Below are 25,702 nucleotides of genomic sequence, written 5' to 3' on the forward strand. Positions count from 1 at the left end.
GCCTGTTCGCGGGTCCGCCCTTCGGCGCGCGGGGAGACGGTCCCGCGTGTGTCGCCGCCGCCGCACAGGGGTCCTGTTGCCTGTGCGGCAGATGAGGCGAAGGTGTGACGGTTGTGTGACCGCCGGGCGGCTAGACTGCTCGACCGTCGAACATTCGGGCGCCCGGCGCCAGGTTGAGGAAGGACCCGCTGCCCTGCCCTCCGCACCCCGGGCGCCACGCCGGCACCGCATCCGCCGCCGCGCCGATATGCCGATGCTTGGCGGAGTGCGCCCGCCGATAGCCTCACTCGTCGCACTCCTGCTGGTGGTCGCCGCCCTGACCGTGATCGGCCTCGAGGGCGTCCACACCGCTGGCATCCCGCAGGCCGTGCTGGACGGGGAGCAGCAGATCGCCGCGGACAGCGCGCTGTCGATGCGCACCGCGATCGAAGCCGAGGCGAGCACGGTACGCCGTACGGCCAAGGCGTACCAGGCGACGAGCGCCTCGACCCCCACGACCGCGCTGAAAGCGCTGACCCCCGACAAGAAGGCGGTCCTCGGCCGTGCGCTGCTCGACGCGCGCACCGGCAGACTGCTGGCGACCGGCGGCCGGACCGTGCCGCTGGCCGGGGTGGACGCCGTCAGGACGGCGTCCGGGCACCGGGAGATCCCGCCCCGGCTGGCGACGTCGGGCGGGACGCGGCAACTGCTGTACTTCGCCAGGGTCACGCTGCCCGCGCAGGACGACCCCGACCAGGACCAGTTCCAGCCCCCGAGCCGGACCGAGCGGCAGTGGCTGCTGGTGGTCTCCGAAGCGCTCCCCGCCCTTGCGGCGTACGGCGACGGACGCGCCGCCGAAGTGCTGGACGCGAGCGGAGCGGTGCTCGCCACCGCGGTACACGGCACGGCGTCGCCGGCCGCCGCCGACCGCGGCCTGCCCGCGGCGGCGGCCCGCGCGGCGCACCGGTCGGGGGGTGACACCGACGCCTCGGGAAGCCTGCTGGGCGCCGCCGCCGGCAGCCGGCGCACGGTGGCCGGCTGGGCCCAGGTCGCCTCGGCGACCGGTTCGGGCGAGACCGACGGCCTCGGTCTGGTGGTGCTCACCTCCCGTGCGGTGCCCGCCACGACCACCGCCGCCGACTACTCGGGCTTCGCGCTCAAGGCAGCGGGGGTGCTGGCCGTGGTCGCGCTGCTGCTCGGGCTGACGCTGTACTTCTGCGTACAGCGGCCGCTGCTGCGGCTGTATCTGTCCGCCGGCCGCCTGGCCCGGGGCGCGGCCGGGGGCGGGCCGGCCGCGACGGAGGAGCTGTACCGGCCGGTTCCGGTGCACGGCTTCGGGGAACTGGCCCGGATCGGGCGGGCCCTGGAGTCACTGCGCGGGCAACTGCTCGGCGAGAGCGGCCCGCAGGAGTTCCCGGCCCGGCGCGGACCGGGCTACCGTGCGCTGGCCGTGGCCGGCGTGCTGGTGGTGGCCTGCTGGGCGGTTCCGATGATCTTCGTGCTGAACCGGGCGGACACCGCGACCGCGGTTCCGGCCGCGGTCCTCGCCGACCAGCAGGCGCGGACCGAGATCGCGACGCAGCGGATCCGGCAGTCCCTCGACCAGTCGTACACCGACCTGAGCACCGCGGCCGCGAGTCTGCCGGGCAGGAGCCGGGCCGACCAGACCGAGGTCCTGCGGAAGTCCCTCGCCGACCACGAGCAGTACCGCTCGCTGTATCTGCTGGACCGCTCCGGCCACATCACGCTGAGGGTGGGCGGCTCACCGCTGCGCACCCTCGTCCACGTGCCGAGCGGCAGCGGGATCACCAACGTCAACACCTCGGGCCGGATGCCGGTGATCGCCGCCTATGCCCAGGTCCGGGCCGTCAAGGGCAAGGCCCCGGCGGCCGGGGTGGTCCTGTTCGGCGAGATCGACGTGAAGGCGCTCAACTCCATACTGCCCAGGCCGAAGCTGGGCAGCGTCTGGGTGACGGACCGCCACGACAAGGTGCTGGCCGCGAGCGTGGGCTACCTCGCCTTCCAGTCGCTGCCCGACTCCGCCCTGACCCGTCTCGTCCGCGCCACCCAGAGCGCCCCGGGGACCGCGGGCACCGCGACTTCGGCGGTCCACCACACGTCCTCCGGCCCATCGGTCGACGCCGCCGCGCCGCTGGCGCAGAAAGGCCCGACAGCCAGCCTCGGCTGGCACGTGGTGACCGCGGAGCCCGCGGCGGCGCTGCAGATCCCCGCGGTGCAGGCCGAGCAGCGCACCATGCTCGCCGGCATCCTGGGCCTCGCCATGGGCGCGGCCTGCCTGGGCTGGCTGCATGTCGTGGTGATCCGGCCGCTGCGCGCGGTCGCCGTGCTCGTCGGGCGACTCGCCGGCGGAGACCGCCGGACCGTGCTGTATCCGGTCAACCACGACGAGATCGGCTCGGTCACCCGCAGCCTGGAGCTGGTGCGCCAGGCCCTGGTGGAACGCGACCGGGCGGCCAGATCCGGTCACGCCGCCGGGCCCGCCCGGTCCCCGTACGAGAACACCTTCCAGCGGTAGTAAGGACGGAACCGACGTGGTCTTCCTCTATGTCATCGTCCTGCTGTGCTGCGCCGGGCTGTGGATCGCCGGAATCCTGGAGCAGCGGCGGCACTTCGCCTCGCTGGAGCAGATACCTACACGGGTGCTGGTCAACGGCATCCGCGGCAAGAGCTCGATCACCCGGCTGTGCGCGGGCGCGCTGCGCGGCGGCGGACTGGTCACGGTCGCCAAGACCACCGGCACCGCGGCCCGGTTCATCCATCCGGATGCCACCGAGGAGCCGGTGTACCGCAAGTTCGGCATCTCCAACATCGTCGAGCAGATCGGCATCGTACGGCGGGCGGCGATCTACCGGCCGGACGCGCTGGTGATCGAGTGCATGGCGGTGATGCCGGCCCTGCAGGAGATCAATCAGGAGAAGCTGATCCGTTCCACGATCGGCGTGCTGTGCAATGTCCGCGAGGACCATCTGGAGGAGATGGGGCCGACGCTGGACGACGTCGCCCGCTCGCTCTCCCGCTCGATGCCGGTGGGCGGGATCTGTGTGACGGCGGAGAAGGACCGGCTGCACATCCTCCAGGAGGAGGCCGACAAGCGGAACTGCCGACTGATCGCGGTCGATCCGGAGTCGGTGACCGACGCCGAACTGCGCGGCTTCAGCTGGTTCACCTTCAAGGAGAACGTGGCGATCGCGCTCGCCGTCGCCGAACTGCTCGGCGTGGAGCGCCAGACCGCCATGCAGGGCATGTGGGACGCGCCGCCCGACCCGGGCGTGCTGTCGGTGGAGCGCTACCTCACCCCCGAGGGCAAGCGGCTGCGGTTCGCCAACGTCTTCGCGGCGAACGACCCCGAGTCGACGCTGATGAACGTCAAGCAGCTGGAGGATCTGGGCGCGATCAGACGGCCGCTCAACGTGGTCATCAACTGCCGCCCGGACCGGGTGGAGCGCAACGGCCAGATGGGCACGATCGTCCCCGACCTCCTCGCCGAGACGGTGTTCCTGATCGGCCACCCGACCAAGAGCGCCCGCGACGCGATTCCGGACGGCTTCACCGGGCGGGTGGTGGATCTCGGCGGCGACCGCCGGGACCCCGAGGAGCTGACCGCGGCGATCCTCGCGGAACTCGGCCCGTCCTCCTCGCTGGTGGCGATCGGTAACATCCACGGCCAGGGCGAGCTGTTCCTGGAGTGCCTCGCCGAGCTGCCGCTGGACGAGTCCCCCGAGGACCCGCTCGACGCCGTTCCCGGCGGCGACGGCCTGGACCAGGAGACCATGCAGTTCGCCATACCCCGGCCGAGGGTCTCGGTGGCCCGGCCGCCCGAGCCGGAGCCGTACAGCTGGGTGGCGCCACTGGAGACACCGACGTACACCTTCCGCATCCCGGAGCAGCGCGAACTCGCCCGCCGGGCAGCCGCCCGCCAGGGCCGGCCCGACGACCGGAGCACCCCGGACGACCCGCGCCACCCCCACGACCCGTCCCAGTTCACGAGGAACCCGTGATCCCCGCCAATCTCAACGCACAGACCGCCGCGCTCGGGATCGCCCTCGGGCTGGTCTTCTCGCTCGTCTGCTATCTGACCACCAACCTCTCCCCCGGGGGGATGATCACCCCGGGCTGGATCGCCCTCACGCTCGTCACCGATGTGCGGATGGCCGGGCTGATGGTCGGCGTGGCGGCGGTCACGTACTTCCTGACGAAGCTGGTGCAGCGCACGGTGATCCTCTACGGCAAGCGGCTGTTCGCCGCCGTGGTGCTGTGCGCGGTGCTGATGCAGACCACCGTGATGCTCGCCCTCAACCACGAGTTTCCGCTGCTGTACACGTCACAGACCCTTGGCTTCATCGTCCCCGGCCTGGTCTCTTACCAGATGACCCGCCAGCCGCCTGCGGCCACGGTCATCACGACCACGGCGGTGACCCTGGCCACGTACGTGGTGCTGGTCTCCGGTCTGTTGATCGGCGCCCTGCCCACCAGTTGACCCGCTCACCACCCGCTCACCCAACAGTTACAGGAGGACCGGCCATGCACTCCGACCCCGCGGGCAGGCGAAGCCGCCCGGCTCGCCGCGCCGTGTTCCGGACGATCGCGGGCGTGGTGGCCGCCGGGGCGGTGGGCGGGTACGCCTGGGACCGCCTCGGGCACGGCGGCGACGACCGTGACGGCGCGGCCGACGGCGCGGGCTCCGGCCCGAGCGCCGGGTCCACCCGGCCCGACGCCTTCGAGCGGCTGTCCGACCCGGACCGCACCGTGGTCCGCGCCGCCGACGGCGGGACGCTCGCCACTTTCACCGACGGCGCCCGTACGGCCGTACTCACCGGTCCCACCCGCACCTTCAGCGAGCCGCGGACCACCGAGGCCAAGGTGACCACGGACGCCTGGGTGCGGGTGCTGCCGCACACGTGGCAGCGGGGCATGGAGAAGTCCGCCTGGTTCAAGAGCTGGTTCCGCAAGGCGCTCGGCGACACCAGCCCGGACGTCTTCGCGGTGGCGTTCCAGTACAGCAGCGCCGGGGCGCCCGACAAGCGCAACGCCGACGGCGTGCGCTACGCGGGCACCGCGCACTTCGGCCCGCGCAACGCCGCGGTCAAGAACCCGCTGGACTTCGCTTACTACGACGAGAAGTCCGACTTCTACGACTATCTGGGGATCGAGTGGGCCTTCCCCGACGGCACGCGCGTGCAGCCGGAGAAGGCCCGCTACGGCGATGTCGACTGCTCCGGCTTCCAGCGTCTGGTGTGGGGCTACCGCATGGGCATCCCCCTGCACAACACCAACACCAAGGGCGCCGGTCTGCCGCGCCGCGCCTACGCCATCGCCGCCTACGGTCCCGGCCGCACGGTGATCCCCCACACCGGCACGCGGCAGGCCACCGACCTGGACGCCCTGCAACCCGGCGATCTGGTCTTCTTCGCCATCATCAAGGACCGGCCGGACTTCATCGACCACGTCGGCATGTACATGGGCCTCGACGACCAGGGCCGGCACCGCTTCTACTCCAGCCGCTCCGCCGCCAACGGCCCGACCATGGGCGACCTGTCCGGCCACGCGCTGCTGGACGGCACCGACTTCTACGCCCGCGGCTTCCGGGCGGCCCGCCGCCTGTGACTCCGCCGCGTGTGATGTCGCCGCGTTCGATGTCGCCGCCTGTGACTCCGCCGCGTTCGATGTCGCCGCCTGTGACTCCGCCGCGTGTGCACCGCCGCTTCACCTGACCTGCTGATCCGAGGACCACTGCCATGACCGCCACCCCCGCCGCCCAGGCCACCGGAGCGCAGCGAGGCCATCGGGCGGCGAACCGCCGCTCCCGCCGGCCGAAGGACGCCCCGCGCTGGGAGCATCCGGCCCTCGCCGCGGTGCTGGCCGTCGCCACGGTGCTGTACTCCTGGGGCATCGGGCACGCCGCGCTGCACCCCTTCTACGGTGCGGCGATACGCTCGATGGCCGGCAGCTGGCGGGCGTTCTTCTTCGGCGGGCTCGACACCGCCGGCTCGATCAGCATCGACAAGCTGCCCGGCGCCTTCTGGCCCGACGCCGTCTCCGTCTGGCTCTTCGGCCCGCACACCTGGGCCGCCGCGCTTCCGCAGGTCGTCGAGGGCGTGCTCACCGTATGGCTGTTGCACCGGATCGTACGGGCCTGGGCCGGTCCGTTCGCCGCGCTGATCGCCGCGCTGGTGCTCGCCCTCACCCCGGTCACCGTGGCGCTGAACCGTGCCACCATCCCGGACACCGCGCTCACTCTGCTCCTGGTGGCGGCCGCCGGAGCGCTGCAGAAGGCGGTGCGCACCGAGCGGCTGCTGCCGCTGATCACCTGCGGTGTCTGGGTCGGGCTCGCCTTCCAGGCGAAGATGCTGCAGGCGTGGCTGGTGCTGCCGGTCTTCGCCGCCGTGTATCAACTCGTCGCGCCCGGTACGCCGTTGAAGCGGGCTCTGCGCGTCCTGGCGGGCGGGGCGGTCGCGCTGGCGGTCTCCTGCTCCTGGATACTGATCGCCTGGGTGACACCGGCCGCCGACCGCCCGTACCTCGACGGAACGTCAGACAACAATCCGTTCGCCCTGGTCTTCGGTTACAACGGCCTGAGCCGCTTCAGCAGCGATGCCACCGCGTTCGGCGCCGTCGCGGGGACCGCCGCCAGCCGCACCACCGGCAACACCGGCTGGGACATGCTGATCAACCACACGGTCGGCCCGCAGGTCGCCTGGTTCCTGCCGCTCGCCGTGCTCGCCGCGGTCCTGGGCGTCGTCCGGCGCGCCGGGCGACCGCGAACCGACCTGCCGCGCGCGGGATTCCTGATGTGGGGCGGCTGGCTGGCCGTGCACACCGTGGTGTTCAGCGTCTCCAACGGCAATCACGCCTACTACACGGCCGTCATCGCCCCGGCGCTCGCCGCGCTGGCCGGTGGCGGCCTCGCGCTGTTCCGCTCGGAGTACGAGGCGAAGTACGAGGCGAAGTACGAGGCGAAGTACGAGGACGAGCCGCAGCCGGCGGCGGAGCACGATGCGGCCGGCCGGCGGCACCTGGTGCTGCCGGCGGCGATCGCGCTGACGGCGGCGTGGGCGCTGGTGCTCGACTGGCCGACCCGATTCGTCTCCTGGCTGCTGCCGGTCGCCGTGATGCTCGCGCTGTGCGGCGTGGTGGGCCTGTGGAGCCGCGGGCCGCGCACCTCCCCGCGGCTGGTCCACGCCGCCCTCGCCGCCGGAATCGCGGCCACCCTGGTCGTACCGGCCGGCTGGGCCGTCTCCAGCCTCGACCCGCTCTACGCGGGCGCCACCACCTCGCCGATGGCCGGTCCGGTCGGCAAGTCGTACTACGAGCATCCCCACCGCGCCCCGCGGAGGAGAGGGCTCGGCCGGCCCAGCGCCCGCGACACCGCCCTGCTCGCCTACCTCACGGCGCACCGCCACGGCGAGAAGTACCTGCTCGCCACCCAGGCCGCCTACACCGCCGAGCCCCTGCTGCGCGCGAAGTCCGAGCCCATCCTCGTCATGGGCGGCTTCACCGGCGGCACCCCCTTCCCGACCGCCCAGCAGCTCGGCAGCCTCGTCACCGCCCACCAGCTGCGCTACGCGCTGCTCACCACCCAGCGCCCCACCACTCCCGCCACCACCTGGGTGAAGTCCCACTGCACCCGCATCCCGCCCACCGCCTACGGCCTCCGCACCGACGGCAGCTTCGCCCTCTACGACTGCGCCCCCAAGAGGTGAGGCGCCGCCTGCGAAACCGGTGTACAGGCCCGTGCCCCATGCGTGCCGGCGTGCCCGCAAGACCGGACGACCACGGTGAACAACGGCACAGAGCAGGCTGACACTGCTGCCGCGGCAAGCCCGTCGAGCCGGTGCAGCAGCGCCTCATGCAGCCGGCCCCACGCCCCGGCCCGCGACCGGACCAGGGGCCGCTGACTGCATGACCCGCCTGGGTACGCCACGACGCTGCCCTCCGCTCGCGGACGGCACCTTTTTGAACTGGTGTTCGTATCGCTATGGGCGGAAGGGCGCCGGGCGCCTCACCGGTGCGGAGCCGGTGCGAGGTTCTGCGGCTGCTGTTTCCGGGTGAAAGTTCGCGACACGCGTCAAGAAGTACTGGCCGCCTGTCAAAACTCTCTCCGACAGATCACGCGCCGTACTCACGCACGTCCGTTCTCTCGGCGTGGCCGTTCGACAGGGTGCGGTGACGGGCAATGCTTCGCAGCCACGAAGGCCGCGACGTGGAGAAGGAGTTCTCGTGATTCCCCCCTTGCTGGGCCGAATGGCTGTCGCCACGCTGGCCCTCCTCTTCTGTGCGGGACCGGCCGGAGCGCACGCGCAGTCCGCCGCTCCGGCCGCACCGGTCCCCGCGCCCCGGCCGATGGTGCCCGATCCCACGTCCCTGCCGGACTTCCACCTGACGTGGGATCCCGACCCCCGCGCCTCGAACATCCCCGCGCTGCCGTACCCGCGGCTCACGCCGGGTCAGCTGATCAGCAACAGCAACAACCTCGATCACACCGCCACTCAGAAGTGCTCCGCGGCCAACAGCCCGCTCGGAGCACTGCGCAACGCGGTCGCGGCCGCCGACTGGTACTGCTTCGACAGCGTGGACTCCGCATCGTCCACCTGGACCCCGCAGGGCATGAGCGGCAGTGAGGACGCGTTCCCCGCGGGCACGGTCAACGGCCGTCGGGTACTCCTCAACTCGTGGTACGGGCACGCGCCGAACCAGAGCACGCCCACCCGCTCCCGGGTCAGCTTCCTCGTCCCAGGCACCCCCACACGCTACGTGCACGTGGAACTGGTGCAACTCACGCCCGGCCAGACCCAGTTCAGGTCGCTGCCGACCCACGCGGGCGGCATCGTCTGGCACGAGAACTTCCTCTACGTGGCGGATCCGCGCAGGGGTCTTCTGGTGTTCGACACCCGGAACATCCTCGACCTGGGCCGGACCAACGACCCGAGGGCTCCGGGCAGCCGGTTCGTGCTGCCGGAGGTCGGTCTGTGGTCCACCGGGACGGGAGGGGTGTCCCCCCAGGCCTGCAACAGGGGCAATCGCGCCTGCTACGACTACGTCTCCCTGGACCGGTCCGCGTCCAGCTGGCAGTTCATCACGGGTGAGTACTGCAGCCGGCGCCAGGGCGGGATGCTGGTGTGGTGCGACTCGCGTCTCGCGCGGTGGCGGACGAGCGACATCACGTCCCGGACCGCCGGCAACACCATCCACGCGCAGGAGGTCTTCAAGCAACCGGTCACCAACGTGCAGGGCGGCGTCTCGTACGACGACCCGGCCGCCGGCGCGCGCCGCTGCTACTACTTCGACAGCAGCCGGGGCGAGGACAACCTCGGCTGGCTGGTGACGGACCGGCCCAGCCGGCAGCCCACGTACCAGCAGGGCGGCGTCGGGCTCCAGGATCTGTATGTGATGAGGTCGAAGCAACAGTTGTGGACGGTCACCGAGTGGCCAGGGCTCGGCAAACGCATCATCTACGGCGTCAAACAGCCCAGCTGCCCCTGACGCCCAGCCTGCGGTCCCGGCACGGGGACCGCACGCCATGACCGCTGCGGGGCCGGGCCGTGCCGGGGCCGGGATGCCGGAACCCCTCGCCAGGCCCCGCCTGCGGTTCCCCCCTCGCCGCCGCCGGTGAAAAAAGGGTCGGCAGACGGGAGGCGGGCACGAGACAATACGGATCATGGACTACGGCGTACGGGAACCAGCGCGGCTCGGACAGATCGGGCTGCCGGACGGCAGGCTCCTGGGCTGGGCGGAGTGGGGGCCGGCCGACGGCGCTCCGGTGCTGCTGTGCCCGGGGGCGGCCACCAGCAGGTGGCTCGCTTTCGGCGGCGGCGTCGTCGACGCGGAAGGTGTCCGGCTGGTCAGCGTGGACCGGCCCGGCCTCGGCGCCTCCGACCCCGCCCCCGGCCGGACCCTGACCGACTGGGCGACCGACATCCGGCACTTGGTCCAGGAGCGCGCCCTGCACGCGCCGTCGGTGGTGGGGTTCTCGCAGGGGGCGCCGTTCGCCCTCGCCCTGGCGGCACACGGTCTGGTGAGCGCGGTGGCCGTGGTGTCCGGCAGCGACGAACTCGCCCATCCTCGCTTCGCCCAGTCGCTGAACCCGCAGGTGAGGGGCCTGGTGGACGCCGTCGCGGCCGACCCCGCCGCCGCTGAGGCATCCTTCGCCGATTTCGGCAGCGCCGAAGCTCTGTGGGATCTGATCGTCATGACGAGCCCCGAGGCGGATCGGGCGGTCTACACCGACCCGGTCTTCCAGCACGCCTTCCGGCGCGCGATGGACGAGGCGTTCGGCCAGGGCCCCGCGGGCTATGCCCGTGACACCGTCCTGGCGATGGGCCGCTGGCCGTTCGACCCCGCCGGCATCGCCGTCCCGGTCGACCTCTGGTACGGGCAGCAGGACACCAGCCCGGTCCACTCCCCGGATCTGGGTGAATCGCTCGCCCGGATGATCCCGACGGCCACCCGGCACCTGCTTCCCGCCGCCGGGGGATCCCTGCTCTGGACGCACGCCGACGCCGTCCTGCGCACCTTGCTGGCCCACGTCCGGTGACGTAGGGGCGGGGACTCCGTCTCCCGGGGGAGCCACGTGCGGCCGCGACGCGGCTGCCGGGCGCAGGCGTGCCGCGTCGGAGCGGGGCACGCCTGCGCGGCTCACATCGAACAGCGTCTCAGCGGTCGGAGTAGCTGAGATCGCCCACGGTCCATGCGCTGACGTCCTTGATCGCGACCCGGTACATGCCGCCCGTCTCCGGGATGCCGAGGCTTCCCTGGAGGATCCGGGCGAGGTGGAAGTGCAGGTGCGTGGGCGCCTCGCCACGGCCGGGCCGGTTTCCGCGTGGGCCGCGGGTGAAGACGTTGGAGAACGGGCCGAGACGTTCCGAGTCCTTCAGCACCTCCGCCACCCGCTCCCGCCACACGGCCTCGGGAGCCAGCCGGCCGGTGATGACGGCGCCGCCGACGACCACGGTCAGCGACATCTGATTGCTTCGCTCGGACTCCACAGCGGCGGAGATGGCGACAAGCAGCTCATCAGGGTTCGACATGACAGCAGAGCTTATGCGGCCCGCCCGCGCCAGTACCGCCCTCGGGGCCGAAGCGGTCGCGTGCGCGGCGGGAAACGGCTTCCGCGAACCGGTGAGGGCCGATCGCGACAGGGTTCTTCCTCCGCCGGAAGAGTGAAAACTGTCTTTGCCGGAGTAGATTTTTGGCTTCGCTGTGGGTACGCTTCTTCTCGTAGACACGGTCGAACGAGACCCGACAGACACGAACTGCCGGGTGACGGAGTACGAAACACGCAGGTCAGTGCGGCTCTCGAGCCTCGGAGCCAAGGTTTTCTCAGGACGGCGACGGGACTGAGAGCCGCACTGGGCGGCTCGCACCTCAAGGAGCCGCCGACAGCAGTACCGGTTCACACAGTGGTTGGTTCAGGAAGAAACGGAGGAACAGACGCCATCAGGATCGCCCGGTCCGAGAAGCGCCGAAAAACACTCGGCCCGGGTACCGCAAGACCCCGGAATGGATGGTGGTCCCCGGTCACGCAGCTGCGATCCCCCGCTCCGCCCTGCTGGGCCGGGTAGCGGAAAAGAGAAGGTCGGCAGAGCAGTAGAGAGCCGACAGATGGTGTTGTATTTCCTTCGGGGCCCTGGTGCCGTACGGGCACCAGGGCCCCTCGACGTGACATCGCCGAGTCCCTGCTCGGGCTGGAACTTCGGCAGCAGGACCGCTCGCGTCAGAGCGGCAGGTCGTCGGGGAGCACCCGGAATGCCTTGTGGCGGCCCAGCGGGCGTACGGCGCGGAAGTCGCGTCGGTCGAGGGTGAGGATCGCGTCCGTGTCGTAGTCGGCGGCCAGGGCCACGTTCACCGCGTCGGCCAGATCGAGGTCCAGCGAGTGGTAGCGGAGACGGACGGACTGGGCGGCGCCCAGATGGCCCTCCGTGACCTCCGGCATGACGATGCGGCCTCGGCTCACCCACCGCCGGAGGTCGTCGACGGCACTGTGGGCGGCCTCCCGCCCTAGCTCGCGCGTGGCGACGTGGTCCAGTTCCGCCAACAGGAGCGGAGACATGACGAGAAGTCCTGCGGACATGATCGCTTCGTTCGCCGCCCCGTGCTCCGGGTGCGCCGAGTCGAGGGCGGCCAGGAGGCCGGACGTGTCGGCGATGACAATGATCACGCGGCGGTTCCGGATCCCGGGTCGGCCTCGCCCCGGACGGCGTCGGCGACCGCGTCACGCACCTCGGTCCTGGACAGCGTGCGGCCCCGCCCTTCGAAGGTGCGGGAGAACAGCGGCTCGTCCCAGACGCGGTTCGCCATGGCCGCGAGATGGATCCCCTGACGGATGATCTCGGCCTCGCTTATCCCGCGGCGCTTGGCGGCTTCCTTGATGATCGCCAGGTCCTCGGGGTCGGCATAGACGTTGGTGCGCTTCATCGACATGTACCAACGGTAGTCCATGTACCAGCTCGGTGTACGTCGTCGTACACCGGCGGGGATCCCGGCCCGCCCGCGCCCGAGGCCGTCGCTCAGATCACCGGCCATCCGCGGCGCTCAGTCCGTGGGCGGCGGCGGGCGGTCACCCGGGTCACCGGGACGAACCCGGTCCCCTCGGGCAACCGCTCCAGCGGGCGTTCCACGCCGCCGCCGAGCCAGTGCCCGCGCTGGAACGCCTCGGCCATGGCGCCGAGGTTCAGCTCGGCCGACGGCGTGACCCTGCCGCCCCTGCGCAGCCCGTCCTCGGTCAGCTCCACGCGCCGCCGGAGCGGGTTCCACGAACGCTCGGCATACAGGGCCCCGCTCACTGCGACCCCCGTCCGCCCACTACTTGCTGACGGCGAAGCGCATCAGGGCGTGTTCGTCGCCCTGCTTGATCTTCCCGGTCACGTTGATGACCTCGAGTTTCCAGCCGGCGCCGTGCCGCACGGCCTTGGCCACGGCACAGCCGTTGTCCTGCGTGAGCAGGCTGGGCCAGATGTCGGCGACCTGCTGCGAGCTTCCCCCCGTCGCGTCGTAGACCTTGAAACTGACGTTGCGCGCCTTCTGGAAGGAACTGCCCCGCTTGAACGCGGCGGCGACGAACACGATCGACGTGATCTGCGGCGGTATGTTGGCGAACTCGACGGTCACCGTCTCGTCGTCCCCGTCCCCGTGCCCCGTCTGGTTGTCGCCGCTGTGGACCAGCGAACCGTTGCCCATGGGGTTCAGCGAGTCCAGACCCGCGAGGCGTACCGGGTCCGTGCCCTGCATGGCGATGGCGATCAGGTCCAGGTCGGTGCCCTGCTTGCGGCGCAGCTTGCCCAGCACGCCGCCGCTGGTACCGGCCGTGGGGTCCCAGGACACGCCGATGGACAGATGGGTCACTCCGTCCAGGTCCGCCGGACCGTCTTCCTTGGTGAGCGTGATCATGTTTCGGCCATCCCTTTCAGACGTCTACCAACATGCAGAGTCTGCCGGGGCCTCCGGCGGTTCCCTCCGGGGCCCCGGCACGGAAAGGTGACCGCACGTCTCGGAGGGGATCCCAGGTCGCCCCTCCAAGGCGGGGGCCGGGGAACCGACACCGCGCCTTCTCCACGCACCTACCGCAGGTGAACGCCGCACAGTTCCTGATCGACACCAGCGCGCTCGCCCGGCTTCTGCGGGGCGATGCCGAGCAGTTCGGATGGGATCAGGCGGCGGCAGCCGGGCTCATAGCCACCTGTCCCCTCACCGAGCTGGAGTTCTTCAACAGTTCACGTTCTGCCGCGGACCGTGCGCGAGGCGTCGAGGATCTGCGCATGCTTTTCGGCTGGGTACCGGTCGACGACCGCGCCTACGACCGTGCCCGGCAGGTTCAGGAAATACTCACCCAGCGCGGACAGCACCGCAGTGCCGGGGCCGTCGACCTGGTGGTGGCCGCCACCGCCGAGTTGCAGGGGCTGACGCTGCTGCACCGCGACCGGGACTTCGAGTGCATCGCCGCCGTCACCGGTCAGGCACTCCAGTGGTACGGGCCCGAACCCGGCAAGTAGCGGCAGGGCCGACGGGCTTCACCGGCCGGGGCGGGTGCCGTGACGGCCCCGTGGCGGCGGGGCGTGCCGCGGACGAGCCGGGGTCCGGGGCCGCCGGGGAGGCAGGCGGGCGGGTGAGGAGGCCGGGAGGCCTTCTCCCGCCGGCCGGCGCCGGCCGGCGGGAGATCGGTCCGGAGGGGGTCAGCCGTCGGTCGCCGGGGTCTGCTTGATGTCGTCGACGACGGACCTGGTGATGATGGCGCTGGTGAACATGACCGTGCCCGGCTTGATCAGGGCATCCGCGCCGGTGCCCTGGCGGACCTGGACCGTGCGTTCGCCGAGGAACACGTGGGTCTTCGGGTCGAAGATCCATTCCTCGCGCTGGCCGCTGGTCTCGTCGAGGCGGGCCACCGCCACACCGTGCCGGCCCGCCGCGTCGACGGCGTCCCGTACGACGACGACGCCGGGGATCTTGGCGGCCGCCTTGAAGAGGGCGGGGTAGAGGTCCGCCGGTGGGTAGCTCTCGCCGAGGAGGTCGCCGATGGTGGTGAACGCCTCCTGGTCGGGGGAGTTGCCCTGGCCCTTGGTCTCCTTGTAGATCTTGGCCAGCAGCTTGTCGGGGTCGGCGGGGAGCTTGGTGAGGTAGTCGTACGACGGGCTGTTCAGGTCGGCCTTCGGGGTGTTGCCCTGCTCGTCGGGCAGGCTCAGCGTCTCGCCCTCGGGGCTGTCGTTGACCGCGGGGTCGATCAGCCAGCCCTTGGTGCCGTCCGGCGACATCCACACCTGGCGGCGGTGCAGGGCGTGGCTGGCCAGGCTGGTCTTGTCGTTGACGACCTTGAGGAACGTGTCGGCCATGCGGGACTCGATGTAGACGTACTGGCCGGGACCGACCCTCGGGTGGGAGGCGTCGGCCGCCGCGAGCGAGATCTGGTCGAGCAGCTGGGGCGCGCCCGCGGCGGCCGCGCCGACCTGGGTGGTCAGGGCCGGGCCGGTGGCCACGCCGCCGTCGCGGGTTCCCCCGCCGCCCTGCATGACGATCCCGGCGACGACCGTGCCCGCCAGGGCCGCCGCGAGGGCGGGCAGGGCGATCGCCGGGCGCGGCAGCCGGAGCCGGCGTCGCTTCGCGGGCGCCGCCGGCGCCGTACGGCGCTCCTGCTGCTCCTGCCGCTCCCGCTGCTCCTGCTGCCGCATGTCGTGGATCTGGGCCATCAGACGCTCCCTGTGGAACTGGTGACGGCCCGTCGGCAGATCGCGCGCCGTCCAGGACAGGAGCTGTGCCTCCTTGTCCTCCTCGGCCGGTTCGTGCCGGGACGTGTTCGCGTTCATCGGTTTCCTTCCTGCGCGGGCCGCCTGGTGTGTGGGTGATCGCCTCTTGTCTGTCTGCCGGCGTGGCCGGCTTCCCGTCTCGCGGGAGATTTCTCGCGAGACGGGGGGCCCTCCGCGAGCGCGCGCAGCTTCCTGCGGGCCCGGGAGAGCCGGGAGGCGACCGTGCCGACCGGGATGCCGAGCGCCGTCGCGGCGGCCTCGTAGTCCAGGCCCTCGCCCAGGCAGAGCGCGATGACCTCGCGTTCCGGCCGGCGCAGGGCGGCCAGCGCGGTGAGGGCCGTCGCGAGCCGGCGCCGGTCGTCGATCCGGCCCGCCACCTCGTCGGCGTGGTCGGGCACCGACAGTTCGGCCGCCGCGGCGGCGTTGGCCGCGGCCCGGTAACGGCGGTTGCTGCGGTACTGGTTGCGCGCCGTGTTGGTGGCGATGCCCAGCAGCCAGGGCCGCAGGGAGCCGCCCTCGGCATCGACCCGCTCGCGCAGCCGCCATGCCTCCATGAAGGTCGTGGCCATCACGTCCTCGGCCGCCGACCAGTCGGCGGTCAGCCGGAAGGCATGGTTGTAGACCGCGCGGGCGTAGCTGTCGAACAGCTCGGCGAACGCGCTCGATTCCCCGGCCCGGACCCGGGTACGCAGATGAGTGCTCACCTCAATGAGCTGTCCGACCCCCTCGAACGACTTCCCGTGACCTGCGCCACACCGGCGTGGACTTCGGCCAGGACACCGGTCCGTACAGAGGCGCGGACACCTGCCCGGACCTCGGCCCGGACACCCGGCGCGGCGGCGCCGGGTGTCACGGTATGCCGGCTGTCGGGCGGCAGTGCCGGTCGATCGGGATGTCCCGGCCTGCCCGACGTCCGCGCGCCGGTCCCGCTTCTGTGCCCCGGCCGCGGGCAGCCGCTAGATCGCGGAGTGGCCCGAGGGTGCCGTGGGGCGGGTTTCCGCTGTGGTCTTCAGGGCGTGCAGCCAGGCTTCGAGGGAGGCGCCGAGGGCCGCGGTGGCGGTGGGGGCGTCGGACTCGATCTGGGCGCCGGCCCAGGTCTCCTCGGTGTGCACGTGCACGTGGCCGTCGACCTCGGTGAACGTCCACAGGTGGACGCCCTCGTCGATGCGCAGCCCGTCGCCGGTCGCCGGTCCGGTCCACAGGACGCAGGAACGCGGCTCGAGCGCGCGGACGGTGGAGGTGATGTCGAGGGTGGTGCCGGGCGCGGGCGTGGTCCAGCGGAACCGTGATCCCGTGCGCAGACGGCCGGGGTCCAGGCGTTCGCTGGTGAGGACGGGGGGCTGCCAGGACGGCCAGCGTTCGACGTCGGTCTGGAGCTTCCAGACGGTGCTCAGCGGGGCGTCGATCACGATGTCGGAGCGGTAGCGGACGCGGGCGGCGGGGTCGACGCCCAGCCCGCGGCACTGGGCGGCCGGACCGCTGCCCGCGGCGGCCCGGCCGGGGGCGGCGGGGGCGGCGGTGGCGGTTGCGGTCGCGGTGCTTGCCAGGAGAACGGCGCCGGCGACGGCGAGGGTGAGTGCGGCGGTCTTGCGGCGGGGGCGGGGGGTGGGTGCGGCGGGGCGGGTCATGGGGTTCCTTCCGTGGCGGGTGGTGGTGGTCGGGGCGGCGGTGTGCGTCACGGGTTCAGGACGACCTTTCCGGCGACCGTGCCCGACTCGGCCAGCCGCAGGGCGTCGGCGACCCGGGTGAGGGGGAGGCGGGCGGCGATCTGGGCGCTGACCTCCCCGCGCTGCAGCGCGGCGAAGACCTGGGTGAGGTCGGCGCGCAGCCGGGCCCGGAAGCGGTTCCTGGCCAGGGCGCGACCGGCCCAGACGTTGAAGAAGTAGGCGCGGCGGCGGTTGGGCAGGGCGTTCCACAGCCACACCCGGCCGAGCAGCTTCAGCACGGGCCACTGCTTGGAGCCCTGGTCGTCGCGGGTGGAGGCGGTGCCGTACGACACGAGCGTGCCGCCGGGGGCGAGGAGGCGCCAGGAGTCGACGATGCCCCGTCCGCCGACGTGGTCGAAGACGGCGTCCACCCCGTCGGGGGCGAGGGCGCGGATGCGGGCGGCGACGTCCGCGGCGCGGTAGTCCACCGGCAGGACGCCCTTCTCCCGCAGGGCGTCGTGGTGGCGGGTGGACGCCGTGCCGATCACCGTGGCGCCCGCGGCCCGGGCGAGCTGGACGAGGACCGAGCCGACGCCGCCGTTGGCGCCGTACACCACCACGGTCCCGCCGGCCCGCACGCGCGCCTTGCGGTGCAGCATCTGCCAGGCGGTGACGCCGTTGACCACCAGGGTCTCCGCCTCGGCCGGATCGATGCCGTCGGGCACCCGCACCGTGTCCGCGGCGTCCACGACGACGTGGCTCGCCCAGCCGCCGACCTTCACCAGGGCCGCGACCCGGGTGCCGAGCAGGTCCGGCTCGACGCCCTCGCCGGCCGCCTGCACGGTGCCGACGAGGTCGTACCCGGGCACGAAGGGGAAGGGCGGCTGGTCGTAGTAGCGGCCGCGCCGCATCTGCTGCTCGGCGAAGGAGACTCCGGTCGCCTCCATCCGGATCACCACTTGTCCCCGGCCGGGGGCGGGCACCGCGCCGTGCCGGATTTCCAGCCCCTCCGGCTCCACCGTGCCCGGCAGGACGACCTCGACGAGTCCTTCGGCGTTCATGACGACCTCCACTGCGTTCCGTTTGGTCAGGCGCTCGGCCAGGCACTCGGCCGGACGACCTGTTATGTGCTGTCGTGTTCGTTAGAAGTTATAACTCACCGCGACGCGGAGGGTCAATAGCGTTGGTGATAGCCTCTAACTAAACGGTGGAGAGGTGGTCGGAGCAGTGGCGGAGACAGGGACGAGGACCCCGCGCGAGCGGTACCGCGCGCAGGTGCGCGCCGAGATCAAGCAGCGCGCGTGGGAGCAGATCGCCACGGCGGGCGCCTCCGCGCTCTCCCTGAACGCGATCGCCAAGCAGATGGGCATGAGCGGGCCCGCGCTCTACCGGTACTTCGCCGGGCGCGACGAACTGATCACCGAACTCATCACGGACGCCTATCGCAGCCTCGCCGACGCCTTCCGCGCGGCCGCCGGGGCCGACTCCGGGGCCGACTCCGGGGCCGACTCCGGGTCCGGCTCCGGGTCCGGCTCCGGGGCCGGATCCGACTCCGCCCCCGGGCTGACCGCGCTCGCGCACGCCATGCGGGCGTGGGCCCTGGAGGACCCCCAGCGCTATCTGCTCGTCTACGGCACTCCGGTCCCCGGCTACCACGCGCCCGCCGACGTCACCGCGATCGCGTCCGAGATCATGGACGTCCTGCTCGACGCCTGCGCCGCGCAGTCCGCGCAGCCCGCACCGTCGCCCGCGCCCGTGACAGCGACCGCGCCCGTGACGCCGTTCGAGGCGTATCTCGACGGCCACCGGGACTGGGCGGCCGGCCACTCCGCGCCGCCCGCGGCCCTGCACCGGGCCCTGGCCTTCTGGACCCGGCTGCACGGCGTGCTGTCCCTCGAACTCGCCGGCCACTTCGCCGGCATGGGATTCGACCCCGAGCGGCTCTACGCGGCCGAGGTGGAGGCCCTCACCGGCAGTCGTACATGAGGCTGGCCGCGACCGTGCGCGTGGTCGGGGTCAGGAGGTGCAGTTCGGCCCGTGCCGCGTAGCGGCCCTTGCCCCGGAAGCTCCACAGCAGGTGCAGCCGGGCCTGCCGCTGCCCTCGGGTGACCTTCTCCTGCAGAACGCCCGAGGCGGTGCCGTCGCTGCGGGTCCAGCGGTAGGAGAGGGTGCCCGGACGGCCGTTCGTGGTGACGACGCCGACGACGTCCGCGGTGGCGTCGCACCCGACCGTTGTCGGCCGGGACGCGACGTCCACCGTGCGCACCGCGACGGACGGGCCGAGCCGCTGCCAGGCGAGGAAGGCGAGGACGCACAGCAGCACCAGCGCGGGCAGGGCGTGCCGGCGCAGACGGCGGCGGCGCGGGGGTGCGGGGGGCGGCGGCACCGCGGCCAGCGTCACGCTGGTGCGGTGCGCGACGGCCGCGGTCACCCCCGGGCCGAAGCGCAGCACGCTGCCCTCCGTGCGGTCCGGTACGTCCGTCGACGCGGAGCCGTCCGTGGGCGGCGCGACGACGGTGGCGTCCGCGTCCTTGGGCGGGGCGACGACGGTCTCGTCCACGTCCGTAGGCGGCATCACGACGGTGGCGTCCGCATCCGTGGGCGGCGCGACGACGGTCTCGTCCGCATCCGTGGGCGGCGCGACAACAGTGGCGTCCACGTCCATGGGCGGTGCCACAACGGTCGCGTCCACGTCCGTCGGCGGCGCCACGGCAGTGGCGTCCATATCCGTCGGCGGCACGACGACCGTGACATCGTCCGGCTCGGGGGCGAGCAGGGTGTCGTCCGGCTCGGGCCGCTGGATCCACTGGCTGGACAGCACGGTGGCGCTGTACTCGGGGTCGTCGGGGCCCAGTGCCCGGGTGGGCTCGCCGTCCCCGGCGGGCGTGGGAGCGCGGTCGCTGTCGGCGGTCATCGGAGCTCGCATTGTCTGGTCAGCAGCTGCTGGGACGCGCCGCCGTCGGCGGAGGACGGGGTGGTGGTGACCTGCACCGCCCAGTAGCAGCCGGAGTTCTGGAAGGTGTGGTCGACGGGGATCGTGTAGTGCGTGGCGCCGCTGCGCTGGAACGTCTGGGGCGCGCCGTCGGGGGCGCCGAGCGATCCGGGGACGTTGCCCGCGAACCACACGACGGTGATGGAGACCGGTCCCGTGCCGTCCGTGGTGACGTCGACGGTCGCCGTGGCGGTGGCCGGTCCGGTCTGCCGGAAGCCGGACACCGCGATGTCCTTGACGGCGGGGGAGACGGGTCCGGCCGAGGTGGGGGCCGCGGTGGTCGGCGTGGCCCCGGCGGTCGCCCCGCCGGGCGCCTTCGTCCCCCCGCCCGGATCCGCGGTCGCCGACGCGGTGGGCCCGTCGGTGGCGGTGGCGGTCGCGGTCGCCGCCGTGTCCGAGGGCGACGGTCCCGGCGACTCGGTGGACGTCGGGGACGCCGACGCGGAGGGCGACGCGCTCGCGCCGGCGGATCCCGTCGCCGTCACGCCGGGCTGTGCGCTGGTGGTGGCCAGGGCCTTCGCCGCCTGCTGCGCGTCCGCTGCCGGCTGCGGCTGGAGACCGTAGGCCAGCACGGCGCCGAGCACCAGGGCCGCGCCGGACACCAGCATCCCCGGCCGGCCGGGCAGCCACGACCGCGCCCCGCCCCGGGCCGTCTCACCGCCGAGCACCGTGCGGGCGGTGGCCTTGGTGGTGTGCGGGCGGACGCGGGCCGACGGCAGCAGCAGCGGCAGCAGGGCCACCAGCGCCGCGAGCCGGCCGCGGCCGCGTTCCTCCCAGTCGGGCCCGTAGGCGGCGCCGGCGGCCGACTCCAGCTCCGTGACGAACAGCTCGGCGTGGGTGGGCCGTTCCTCCGGGTCCTTGGCCAGTCCGCGCCGCACCAGGTCCCGTACCGGCTCGGGGACCTCGTCGACGGGTACCGGCGCGTCGACGTGCTGCAGAGCGAGTTCGGCGAGGTTGCCGCCGCTGTACGGCTTGCGGCCGGTCAGGCACTCGAAGAACGTGGCGGTGGCCGCGTACACGTCGGCGGCCGGGGAGGCGGGCGCGCCGGTCCACTGTTCCGGCGCCATGTAGGAGGGGGTGCCGGCCGCGCCGGCGCTGGTGCCGGCGTCCGCCGCGATCCCGAAGTCGACGAGCTTGGAGGTGCCGTCCGGCGCTACCAGCACGTTGTCGGGCTTGTAGTCGCGGTGGACGACGCCGAGGCGGTGCGCGTCGGCCAGGCCGAGCAGCGACCCCTTGAGGATCAGCAGCGCGGCCTCGGGTTCGAGCGGGCCGTTCCGCTTCAGCAGGGTGCGCAGCGAGACGCCGTCCACCAGCTCCATCACGATGGCCGCGCCGTCCGGGCTCTCGACGTACTCGTACAGGCCGGTGACGTGCGGGCTCTCCAGCCCGGCGAGCAGCCGCGCCTCCGCCCGGAAGTCGTGCACGAAGCCCGGCCGGGTGCGCAGCGAGTCACTGAGGTACTTCACCGCGACCGGGATGCCGGTCTCCTCGTGCACGGCCAGCACGACCCGCCCGCTCGCCCCCGCTCCGAGTTCCAGCGACTCGGTGTATCCGGGCACCGCCCATGTACTCATTCCGACCCCCCGAAGCCGTCGCGCCTGTCCCGCGACGGCACGCATGCAGAGACACGTTTTCGGCCACCGCGGTTGCAGTGTGACAGGAAGACGGGCGGCCGGGAAACGCCCGTGCCGGCGGACCCGTCCGGCATGCGGAAGGGCTCCCGCCCCGCACGGTGTCCGTGCGGGAGAGCGGGAGCCCCGACAGGGTTTCCGGACCGGCTAGTTGGAGAAGTACAGGTACTTCCAGGAGCTGTAGGTGGTGGAGTTGACGCTGTCGCCGGAGGAGCCGTTGATGTAGGCCGAGCGCATGCGCGCCTTGATGCCGGACTCGCCGGGGGCGCCCAGGGAGACGGCCGACTTGCCGTTGCTGCCGATCGGGAAGTACTCGGAGTCGGCGGAGTACCACGTGCCGTTGTAGTAGACCTGAAGGTCGAAGCGCTGCTGGCGGCCCGGGTAGTACGTCATGGTCGTGGTGAGCAGCGGGTCGGTGCTCTTGTGGAACCAGTAGTACGTGTGCGTGCCGATCTTGGCCGTCTTGTAGTGCTTGGAGACGGCGACGGAGACCTTCACCTTTGCGTACGCCGTCGACTTCACCGTCTTGGGCGCGTAGCGGGCGTCGCCCTTGAAGACCGCGGTGACGAGCGTGTCGCGGGTCATGTCCACGGTCGCGGTGATGTTGCCGCTGGAGTTGACCGTGCCGGACTTGATCAGCTTCTTGGGCTTGTCGCCGCCGAAGGGGTCGGCCCAGATCTCGACCGTGCGGTTCTTGTACGTGGTGCCGAGGTGCGCGGTGAACTTGACGTCGGTGCCGTACGAGTACAGCTTGCCGTTGTTGTTCAGGGTCAGCGTGGTCGCGTTGCGGGAGACGGAGACCTTGTCGCTGGCGCTGACCGCGGCGTGCTGGGCGTCGCCCGCGTACCTGACCTTGTAGGTGACCGTGCCGCCGGCCGGCGGGGTGTCGGAGAAGGAGTAGGTGCCGTCCGCCTTCACCGTGACGGAGGGCAGCGCCTTGCCGTTCGGGGACTCCAGGTCGGTGCGGGTCACCTCGAGCTTCACGCCGCTGGGCAGCGGTACCGTCGCCGAGATCTTGCCGGTCACCGTGAGCTTGGTGGCGCGCTTGGCGGTCGACGGGGCGTTGACCGTGAGGGTCGGGACGTTCTTCGTCGGGTCGGTGAGCGCCTTGACGGTGTAGCCGCCGCCCGAGGTCCCGACCAGCGCGAAGACGCGGGAGGCGTCCGGAGCCCAGGCCAGGTCGGCGGTGCCGTACGAACCGACGGAGTACGTGCGGATCGGCTTGGTGGCGTTGGGCTTGTAGGTCGCGATCTGCGTGCCGTTGACCTGCGCGACCGTGCCGTCGGGGGCGATGTCGGCCCTCTGGCCGGCCGGGTAGGCGCCGACCTGGGTGAACTTGCCGTCCTGGTAGGCGTCCCGCAAGGTGCCGTTGACCAGCACCTGGGAGGCGCCGGGCACGAGGTCGATGTCGCCGATGCCGCTGTTGAGGGAGTAGTCGCTGTTGTAGAAGGCGACCTTCTGCGCGGTGCCGGAGGAGACGTCCAGGACGGCCATCGAGCCCGTGGAATCGCCGGTCTCGCCGACGGCGAGCAGGCCGGGCGTGGAGGGGTCGGTGTCGAGCAGGCCCGGGTTCCAGATCGACACGCCGTCCGGCGCCTGCCCGAGGGCGACCGGGTCGGCGTCGGGCCCGGGGGTCACCGCCGGGTCGACCGAGCCGAGGTTGCCGTCCCACTGGTCGCCGTAGGTGAACCACACCTTGCCGGCGCTGACGGCGACGTACCGCGGGCCCTTGGTGACGGCGACCGGGTAGCGGGTCTTCACGGTGAGCGTGGCGGCGTCGAGGGCGACGATCTCGTGAGTGCTCTCGGCGGCCGCGTACAGGGTGGCGCCGTCGTCGGACAGCGCGAGGTCGGTCACGCCGCTGATGCCGCCGACCGAGTCCACGAGGGTGCCGGAGTAGTCGGTGGCCTTGACGGTGCCGGTGGAGCGGTCGCCGACGAAGACCCGCTTCAGAGCGCCGTCCGCGACGATGCCGCCGGGCGTGGTGACGTTGGCGGTGGCGGCCGAGGCGGTGCCGGCCGCGACGACGCTCAGCGCCGCCGAGCTGAAGAGAACCGCGAGTGCCGTCGCGGTCGAGATGCTGCGCGTGCGCACAGTGCTGTTACCCCCACGAGAAAACCCGGCGTGTGACCGGGAAGATGAGTGCGCCGCGCAGCACCCGAACATGACCGCTCGACGGCGGTGACGCGCGGGGCGCGGCTGCAATGGCAGCCTATGTCATGCCTGTGACACTTGGGAAAGGTGTTTCTGGTACGGGCAGTTCGGGGGGTGGGGAAGGTTCGCCGGCCACGGCCGGCCACCCGCGCGGACCGCCCCCCGCCCCCGCCCCCGCGTCAGCCGGCCGCGCGTCGCGCCACCCGCGCGGGCCGCCCCCGGCCCCCGCGTCAGCCGCCCGCGTCGCGCGGAAGCACCGTCACGCGGTGGAAGTTGCACGAGGCCGCCGACGCGTCGCCGCGCACGGGCCGGATCTGATGCGCCTTGAGGGCGACGCTCACCAGGCTGAGCAGCAGATCGACATCGGTGCCGCAGTCGAGGTGGACGGTGACCCAGCGCGAGCCGGGCACCAGGTGGATCGCGCTGGACCCGGCGAAGTCGTAGTGGAGCCGCTGGATCGCCGGGGCGGTGAGGTGGAGGTCCACGTCGCGGTCCGAGTGGAAGTGGACGATCTCGTCACGGGCCGAGCGCAGCGCCCGGCCGGTTCCGCAACTGGTCGGGCACGGGCTGAGGTCGGGCCATGTCTCCAACTGCTGCATGGCTCTGAGGACCGGCGTCATGAGCCCATGGTGCGCCGATCACCGTGCGGCCACCAGGGATTGAGCGATCCGTAACCAACGGAGAATCCGCCCGGGTTCACCGGGATCGGAACGAACGGGGCGAATCACCCGCAGGCGGGCCACCGCCCGGCGACATCGAACTCGTGTTCGCCATCCATCTCGTCGGCCTGGATGATCCAGCCGATAAAACCCATACCCCCACAATCTGCCCTTTTTGGCCATTCGGGTGATAATCGGCTCATGAACACAGTGACCTTTGTCCTGGCCGCGGCCTCGGCGGGCGACGTGGTCAAGGTGATCGCCGCCTTCATCGGCGGCATCTTCGTGGCCGGCGCCCTGATCTGGGCGGTGCAGTTCGGCATGCGGGTCCGGGACCGCGAGCTGCCCCATCCCAGCCCGGAGGACCAGCCCCACCCCCCGCCCGGCGGCCCGGTCCGCGAGGCGCGCGAGGTGCGGGAGCCGGACGAGGTCCCGCACGGGGACCACGGCGAACGGCTCATGCCCTACGAACTGCACCCCGCGTCGACCAGGACGGGGAAGGACCAGCACCGCAGGCGCTGGCAGCCCGGTTCCAGCGGCTCCTTCGGCAGCGGCGGCATCGGCCACGTGTGAGCGCGCGACCCGCTCGGCTCAGGCCATCCAGAAGAAGACCGCCGTCATCCTCTTGTCGGCCGGCGTGCTGCCGCAGTAACCGGTCGCACTGTGCACCAGGTTGGCGTTGTAGAGCAGCAGCCGGTTGGCGCGGTGCGGGACGCGGACGTCCTCCTCGAAGGCGTCCGGCGCGACGAACCGCGTCCCGAGCGCCTCGACGAGGTTGTTGTGCGGCGCCTGCACCACGTTGCCGCCGAGCCGGCCGCCCGGCAGGGACTGGCGGTAGAAGCTGGTCCCGCAGTCCGCGGGCACAGCGGGATTGAGGTAGAGCACGGCCGCGTACCGGCACAGCGCGCGCGAGTCGGTGTGCGGGCGCGGCTCGCTCTCGCCCGCGCCGACGACCTGGACGCAGTTGTGGTTGAGGGTGCCGCCGCCGGGCGCCCGCTGCACCCACAGCCGGTCCGCCCCGGTCGCCTTCCTCACCAGCCGCTCCACGCGGGCCAGTTCGCCGGGTTCCAGTCCCGGCATGGCGCGCAGGCCCGGCCAGGTCTCCGCCGTGTACGGATACCCCTGGACCCAGTCGTCCCTGGCGAGACAGCGCTCCCGCACGGCGTCCACGTCGGGCAGGACGTCGTCCAGCACCCAGTAGTCGCGGCCCTTGGTGGGCTTGCGGTACGGGAGCACGGGCAGCGCCGCGGGCGGCCTGGTGGGGGGCTGGGAGGACATGCCTGCGGGCGTCCTGGTGGGCTGCGGGGACATGCCTGCGGGCAATCTGGGGGGCTGGGGGGACATGCGGCCGAATGTAGGCGCGGGGCGGGTCTCGACTCTCCCGCGAACG

24 protein-coding genes are annotated in these 25,702 nt (G+C 72.2%); 10 read left to right on the plus strand and 14 right to left on the minus strand.

Going from position 1 to position 25,702, the window contains the following annotated elements:
* Nucleotides 1-265 precede the first annotated feature (265 nt).
* The 7 genes from AB0G63_RS14315 (at nt 266) to AB0G63_RS14345 (ending at nt 10,531) form a co-directional block, all read left to right on the plus strand.
* Nucleotides 266-2,515 (plus strand): HAMP domain-containing protein, encoded by a 2,250-nt coding sequence (locus AB0G63_RS14315; RefSeq protein WP_360749381.1) that lies wholly within the window; start codon nt 266-268, stop codon nt 2,513-2,515.
* Nucleotides 2,516-2,531: 16 nt separating this feature from the next.
* Nucleotides 2,532-3,998, plus strand: a complete 1,467-nt coding sequence (pgsB, locus tag AB0G63_RS14320; protein ID WP_360749385.1) for a poly-gamma-glutamate synthase PgsB — start codon at nt 2,532-2,534, stop codon at nt 3,996-3,998.
* Nucleotides 3,995-4,477, plus strand: coding sequence for a poly-gamma-glutamate biosynthesis protein PgsC/CapC (locus AB0G63_RS14325; RefSeq protein WP_360749388.1), 483 nt, complete (start codon nt 3,995-3,997; stop codon nt 4,475-4,477). The genes pgsB and AB0G63_RS14325 overlap by 4 nt, the downstream gene beginning before the upstream one ends.
* Before the next feature lie 44 nt (nt 4,478-4,521).
* Nucleotides 4,522-5,604, plus strand: coding sequence for an NlpC/P60 family protein (locus AB0G63_RS14330; RefSeq protein ID WP_360749391.1), 1,083 nt, complete (start codon nt 4,522-4,524; stop codon nt 5,602-5,604).
* A gap of 131 nt (nt 5,605-5,735) precedes the next feature.
* Nucleotides 5,736-7,700, plus strand: coding sequence for a glycosyltransferase family 39 protein (locus AB0G63_RS14335; RefSeq protein ID WP_360749394.1), 1,965 nt, complete (start codon nt 5,736-5,738; stop codon nt 7,698-7,700).
* A gap of 541 nt (nt 7,701-8,241) precedes the next feature.
* Nucleotides 8,242-9,480 carry a hypothetical protein gene (locus AB0G63_RS14340; RefSeq protein ID WP_360749397.1) on the plus strand — a complete coding sequence of 413 codons (1,239 nt, stop codon included), beginning with the start codon at nt 8,242-8,244 and terminating at the stop codon, nt 9,478-9,480.
* 175 nt (nt 9,481-9,655) lie between these two features.
* A complete protein-coding gene (locus AB0G63_RS14345; RefSeq protein ID WP_360749400.1) occupies nt 9,656-10,531 on the plus strand; it encodes an alpha/beta hydrolase in 876 nt (291 codons plus the stop codon).
* A 118-nt stretch (nt 10,532-10,649) separates the two neighbouring features.
* On the opposite strand, the gene AB0G63_RS14350 is transcribed toward AB0G63_RS14345, so the two are convergent.
* The 5 genes from AB0G63_RS14350 to AB0G63_RS14370 all read right to left on the minus strand — a co-directional run bounded on the left by AB0G63_RS14350 (nt 10,650) and on the right by AB0G63_RS14370 (nt 13,383).
* Complete coding sequence (locus AB0G63_RS14350; protein WP_360749403.1) at nt 10,650-11,024, minus strand: hypothetical protein; 375 nt, start codon at nt 11,022-11,024, stop codon at nt 10,650-10,652.
* Between the two features lie 686 nt (nt 11,025-11,710).
* Entirely contained in the window at nt 11,711-12,154 is a 444-nt protein-coding gene (locus tag AB0G63_RS14355; protein WP_360749406.1) for a PIN domain-containing protein, read from the minus strand.
* Nucleotides 12,151-12,417: a CopG family transcriptional regulator gene (locus AB0G63_RS14360; protein WP_360749409.1), complete on the minus strand. Its 267-nt coding sequence runs from the start codon at nt 12,415-12,417 to the stop codon at nt 12,151-12,153. Before AB0G63_RS14360 ends, AB0G63_RS14355 begins: the two co-directional genes overlap by 4 nt.
* Nucleotides 12,418-12,503: 86 nt before the next feature.
* On the minus strand, nt 12,504-12,779 hold the full coding sequence (locus AB0G63_RS14365) for a hypothetical protein (RefSeq protein ID WP_360749412.1): 276 nt from the start codon (nt 12,777-12,779) through the stop codon (nt 12,504-12,506).
* Nucleotides 12,780-12,798: 19 nt separating this feature from the next.
* A complete protein-coding gene (locus tag AB0G63_RS14370; protein WP_360749415.1) occupies nt 12,799-13,383 on the minus strand; it encodes a TerD family protein in 585 nt (194 codons plus the stop codon).
* Nucleotides 13,384-13,562: 179 nt separating this feature from the next.
* Here AB0G63_RS14370 and AB0G63_RS14375 point away from each other — a divergent pair, with 179 nt between their 5' ends.
* Nucleotides 13,563-13,985, plus strand: coding sequence for a PIN domain nuclease (locus tag AB0G63_RS14375; RefSeq protein WP_360749418.1), 423 nt, complete (start codon nt 13,563-13,565; stop codon nt 13,983-13,985).
* Between the two features lie 180 nt (nt 13,986-14,165).
* Here AB0G63_RS14375 and AB0G63_RS14380 read toward each other — a convergent pair whose 3' ends face one another.
* The 4 genes from AB0G63_RS14380 to AB0G63_RS14395 form a co-directional block, all read right to left on the minus strand.
* Entirely contained in the window at nt 14,166-15,290 is a 1,125-nt protein-coding gene (locus AB0G63_RS14380) for a CU044_5270 family protein (protein ID WP_360749421.1), read from the minus strand.
* On the minus strand, nt 15,287-15,934 hold the full coding sequence (locus AB0G63_RS14385; protein WP_360749424.1) for an RNA polymerase sigma factor: 648 nt from the start codon (nt 15,932-15,934) through the stop codon (nt 15,287-15,289). The genes AB0G63_RS14380 and AB0G63_RS14385 overlap by 4 nt, the downstream gene beginning before the upstream one ends.
* Before the next feature lie 252 nt (nt 15,935-16,186).
* Nucleotides 16,187-16,858, minus strand: a complete 672-nt coding sequence (locus tag AB0G63_RS14390; protein ID WP_360749427.1) for an SRPBCC family protein — start codon at nt 16,856-16,858, stop codon at nt 16,187-16,189.
* A 47-nt stretch (nt 16,859-16,905) separates the two neighbouring features.
* Nucleotides 16,906-17,937 (minus strand): medium chain dehydrogenase/reductase family protein, encoded by a 1,032-nt coding sequence (locus AB0G63_RS14395; protein ID WP_360749430.1) that lies wholly within the window; start codon nt 17,935-17,937, stop codon nt 16,906-16,908.
* Nucleotides 17,938-18,103: 166 nt separating this feature from the next.
* Between AB0G63_RS14395 and AB0G63_RS14400 the strand changes: the two genes are divergently transcribed.
* Nucleotides 18,104-18,862, plus strand: coding sequence for a TetR/AcrR family transcriptional regulator (locus AB0G63_RS14400; protein ID WP_360749433.1), 759 nt, complete (start codon nt 18,104-18,106; stop codon nt 18,860-18,862).
* Here AB0G63_RS14400 and AB0G63_RS14405 read toward each other — a convergent pair.
* From AB0G63_RS14405 to AB0G63_RS14420, 4 genes are all read right to left on the minus strand, one after another.
* Nucleotides 18,843-19,790, minus strand: a complete 948-nt coding sequence (locus tag AB0G63_RS14405; protein WP_360749435.1) for a hypothetical protein — start codon at nt 19,788-19,790, stop codon at nt 18,843-18,845. The genes AB0G63_RS14400 and AB0G63_RS14405 overlap by 20 nt on opposite strands.
* Nucleotides 19,787-21,442 carry a serine/threonine-protein kinase gene (locus AB0G63_RS14410; RefSeq protein WP_360749438.1) on the minus strand — a complete coding sequence of 552 codons (1,656 nt, stop codon included), beginning with the start codon at nt 21,440-21,442 and terminating at the stop codon, nt 19,787-19,789. The genes AB0G63_RS14405 and AB0G63_RS14410 overlap by 4 nt, the downstream gene beginning before the upstream one ends.
* 204 nt (nt 21,443-21,646) lie before the next feature.
* The gene (locus tag AB0G63_RS14415) at nt 21,647-23,593 is read right to left on the minus strand and encodes an Ig-like domain repeat protein (RefSeq protein ID WP_360749441.1); all 1,947 of its coding nucleotides are present in this window, start codon (nt 23,591-23,593) and stop codon (nt 21,647-21,649) included.
* A gap of 290 nt (nt 23,594-23,883) precedes the next feature.
* The gene (locus AB0G63_RS14420) at nt 23,884-24,273 is read right to left on the minus strand and encodes a luciferase family protein (protein ID WP_360749444.1); all 390 of its coding nucleotides are present in this window, start codon (nt 24,271-24,273) and stop codon (nt 23,884-23,886) included.
* Nucleotides 24,274-24,513: 240 nt separating this feature from the next.
* Between AB0G63_RS14420 and AB0G63_RS14425 the strand changes: the two genes are divergently transcribed.
* The gene (locus AB0G63_RS14425; RefSeq protein ID WP_360749447.1) at nt 24,514-24,885 is read left to right on the plus strand and encodes a DUF6479 family protein; all 372 of its coding nucleotides are present in this window, start codon (nt 24,514-24,516) and stop codon (nt 24,883-24,885) included.
* A gap of 18 nt (nt 24,886-24,903) precedes the next feature.
* On the opposite strand, the gene AB0G63_RS14430 is transcribed toward AB0G63_RS14425, so the two are convergent.
* Complete coding sequence (locus tag AB0G63_RS14430) at nt 24,904-25,590, minus strand: DUF6445 family protein (protein WP_360749450.1); 687 nt, start codon at nt 25,588-25,590, stop codon at nt 24,904-24,906.
* Nucleotides 25,591-25,702 lie beyond the last annotated feature (112 nt).

The organism is Streptomyces sp. NPDC020996 (assembly GCF_040641355.1).
In the GTDB taxonomy this organism is placed as follows: Bacteria; Actinomycetota; Actinomycetes; order Streptomycetales; family Streptomycetaceae; genus Streptomyces.

What these genes read in the sequence shown, in the direction of transcription:
- AB0G63_RS14335 (WP_360749394.1), top strand. Translation starts at nt 5,736, where the DNA reads ATGACCGCCACCCCCGCCGCCCAGGCCACCGGAGCGCAGCGAGGCCAT.
- AB0G63_RS14340 (WP_360749397.1), top strand. Translation starts at nt 8,242, where the DNA reads ATGGCTGTCGCCACGCTGGCCCTCCTCTTCTGTGCGGGACCGGCCGGA.
- AB0G63_RS14410 (WP_360749438.1), bottom strand. Translation starts at nt 21,442, where the DNA reads ATGAGTACATGGGCGGTGCCCGGATACACCGAGTCGCTGGAACTCGGA.
- AB0G63_RS14345 (WP_360749400.1), top strand. Translation starts at nt 9,656, where the DNA reads ATGGACTACGGCGTACGGGAACCAGCGCGGCTCGGACAGATCGGGCTG.
- AB0G63_RS14425 (WP_360749447.1), top strand. Translation starts at nt 24,514, where the DNA reads ATGAACACAGTGACCTTTGTCCTGGCCGCGGCCTCGGCGGGCGACGTG.
- AB0G63_RS14390 (WP_360749427.1), bottom strand. Translation starts at nt 16,858, where the DNA reads ATGACCCGCCCCGCCGCACCCACCCCCCGCCCCCGCCGCAAGACCGCC.
- AB0G63_RS14430 (WP_360749450.1), bottom strand. Translation starts at nt 25,590, where the DNA reads ATGTCCTCCCAGCCCCCCACCAGGCCGCCCGCGGCGCTGCCCGTGCTC.
- AB0G63_RS14360 (WP_360749409.1), bottom strand. Translation starts at nt 12,417, where the DNA reads ATGTCGATGAAGCGCACCAACGTCTATGCCGACCCCGAGGACCTGGCG.
- AB0G63_RS14330 (WP_360749391.1), top strand. Translation starts at nt 4,522, where the DNA reads ATGCACTCCGACCCCGCGGGCAGGCGAAGCCGCCCGGCTCGCCGCGCC.
- AB0G63_RS14380 (WP_360749421.1), bottom strand. Translation starts at nt 15,290, where the DNA reads ATGAACGCGAACACGTCCCGGCACGAACCGGCCGAGGAGGACAAGGAG.
- AB0G63_RS14420 (WP_360749444.1), bottom strand. Translation starts at nt 24,273, where the DNA reads ATGACGCCGGTCCTCAGAGCCATGCAGCAGTTGGAGACATGGCCCGAC.
- AB0G63_RS14405 (WP_360749435.1), bottom strand. Translation starts at nt 19,790, where the DNA reads ATGACCGCCGACAGCGACCGCGCTCCCACGCCCGCCGGGGACGGCGAG.
- AB0G63_RS14395 (WP_360749430.1), bottom strand. Translation starts at nt 17,937, where the DNA reads ATGAACGCCGAAGGACTCGTCGAGGTCGTCCTGCCGGGCACGGTGGAG.
- AB0G63_RS14350 (WP_360749403.1), bottom strand. Translation starts at nt 11,024, where the DNA reads ATGTCGAACCCTGATGAGCTGCTTGTCGCCATCTCCGCCGCTGTGGAG.
- AB0G63_RS14370 (WP_360749415.1), bottom strand. Translation starts at nt 13,383, where the DNA reads ATGATCACGCTCACCAAGGAAGACGGTCCGGCGGACCTGGACGGAGTG.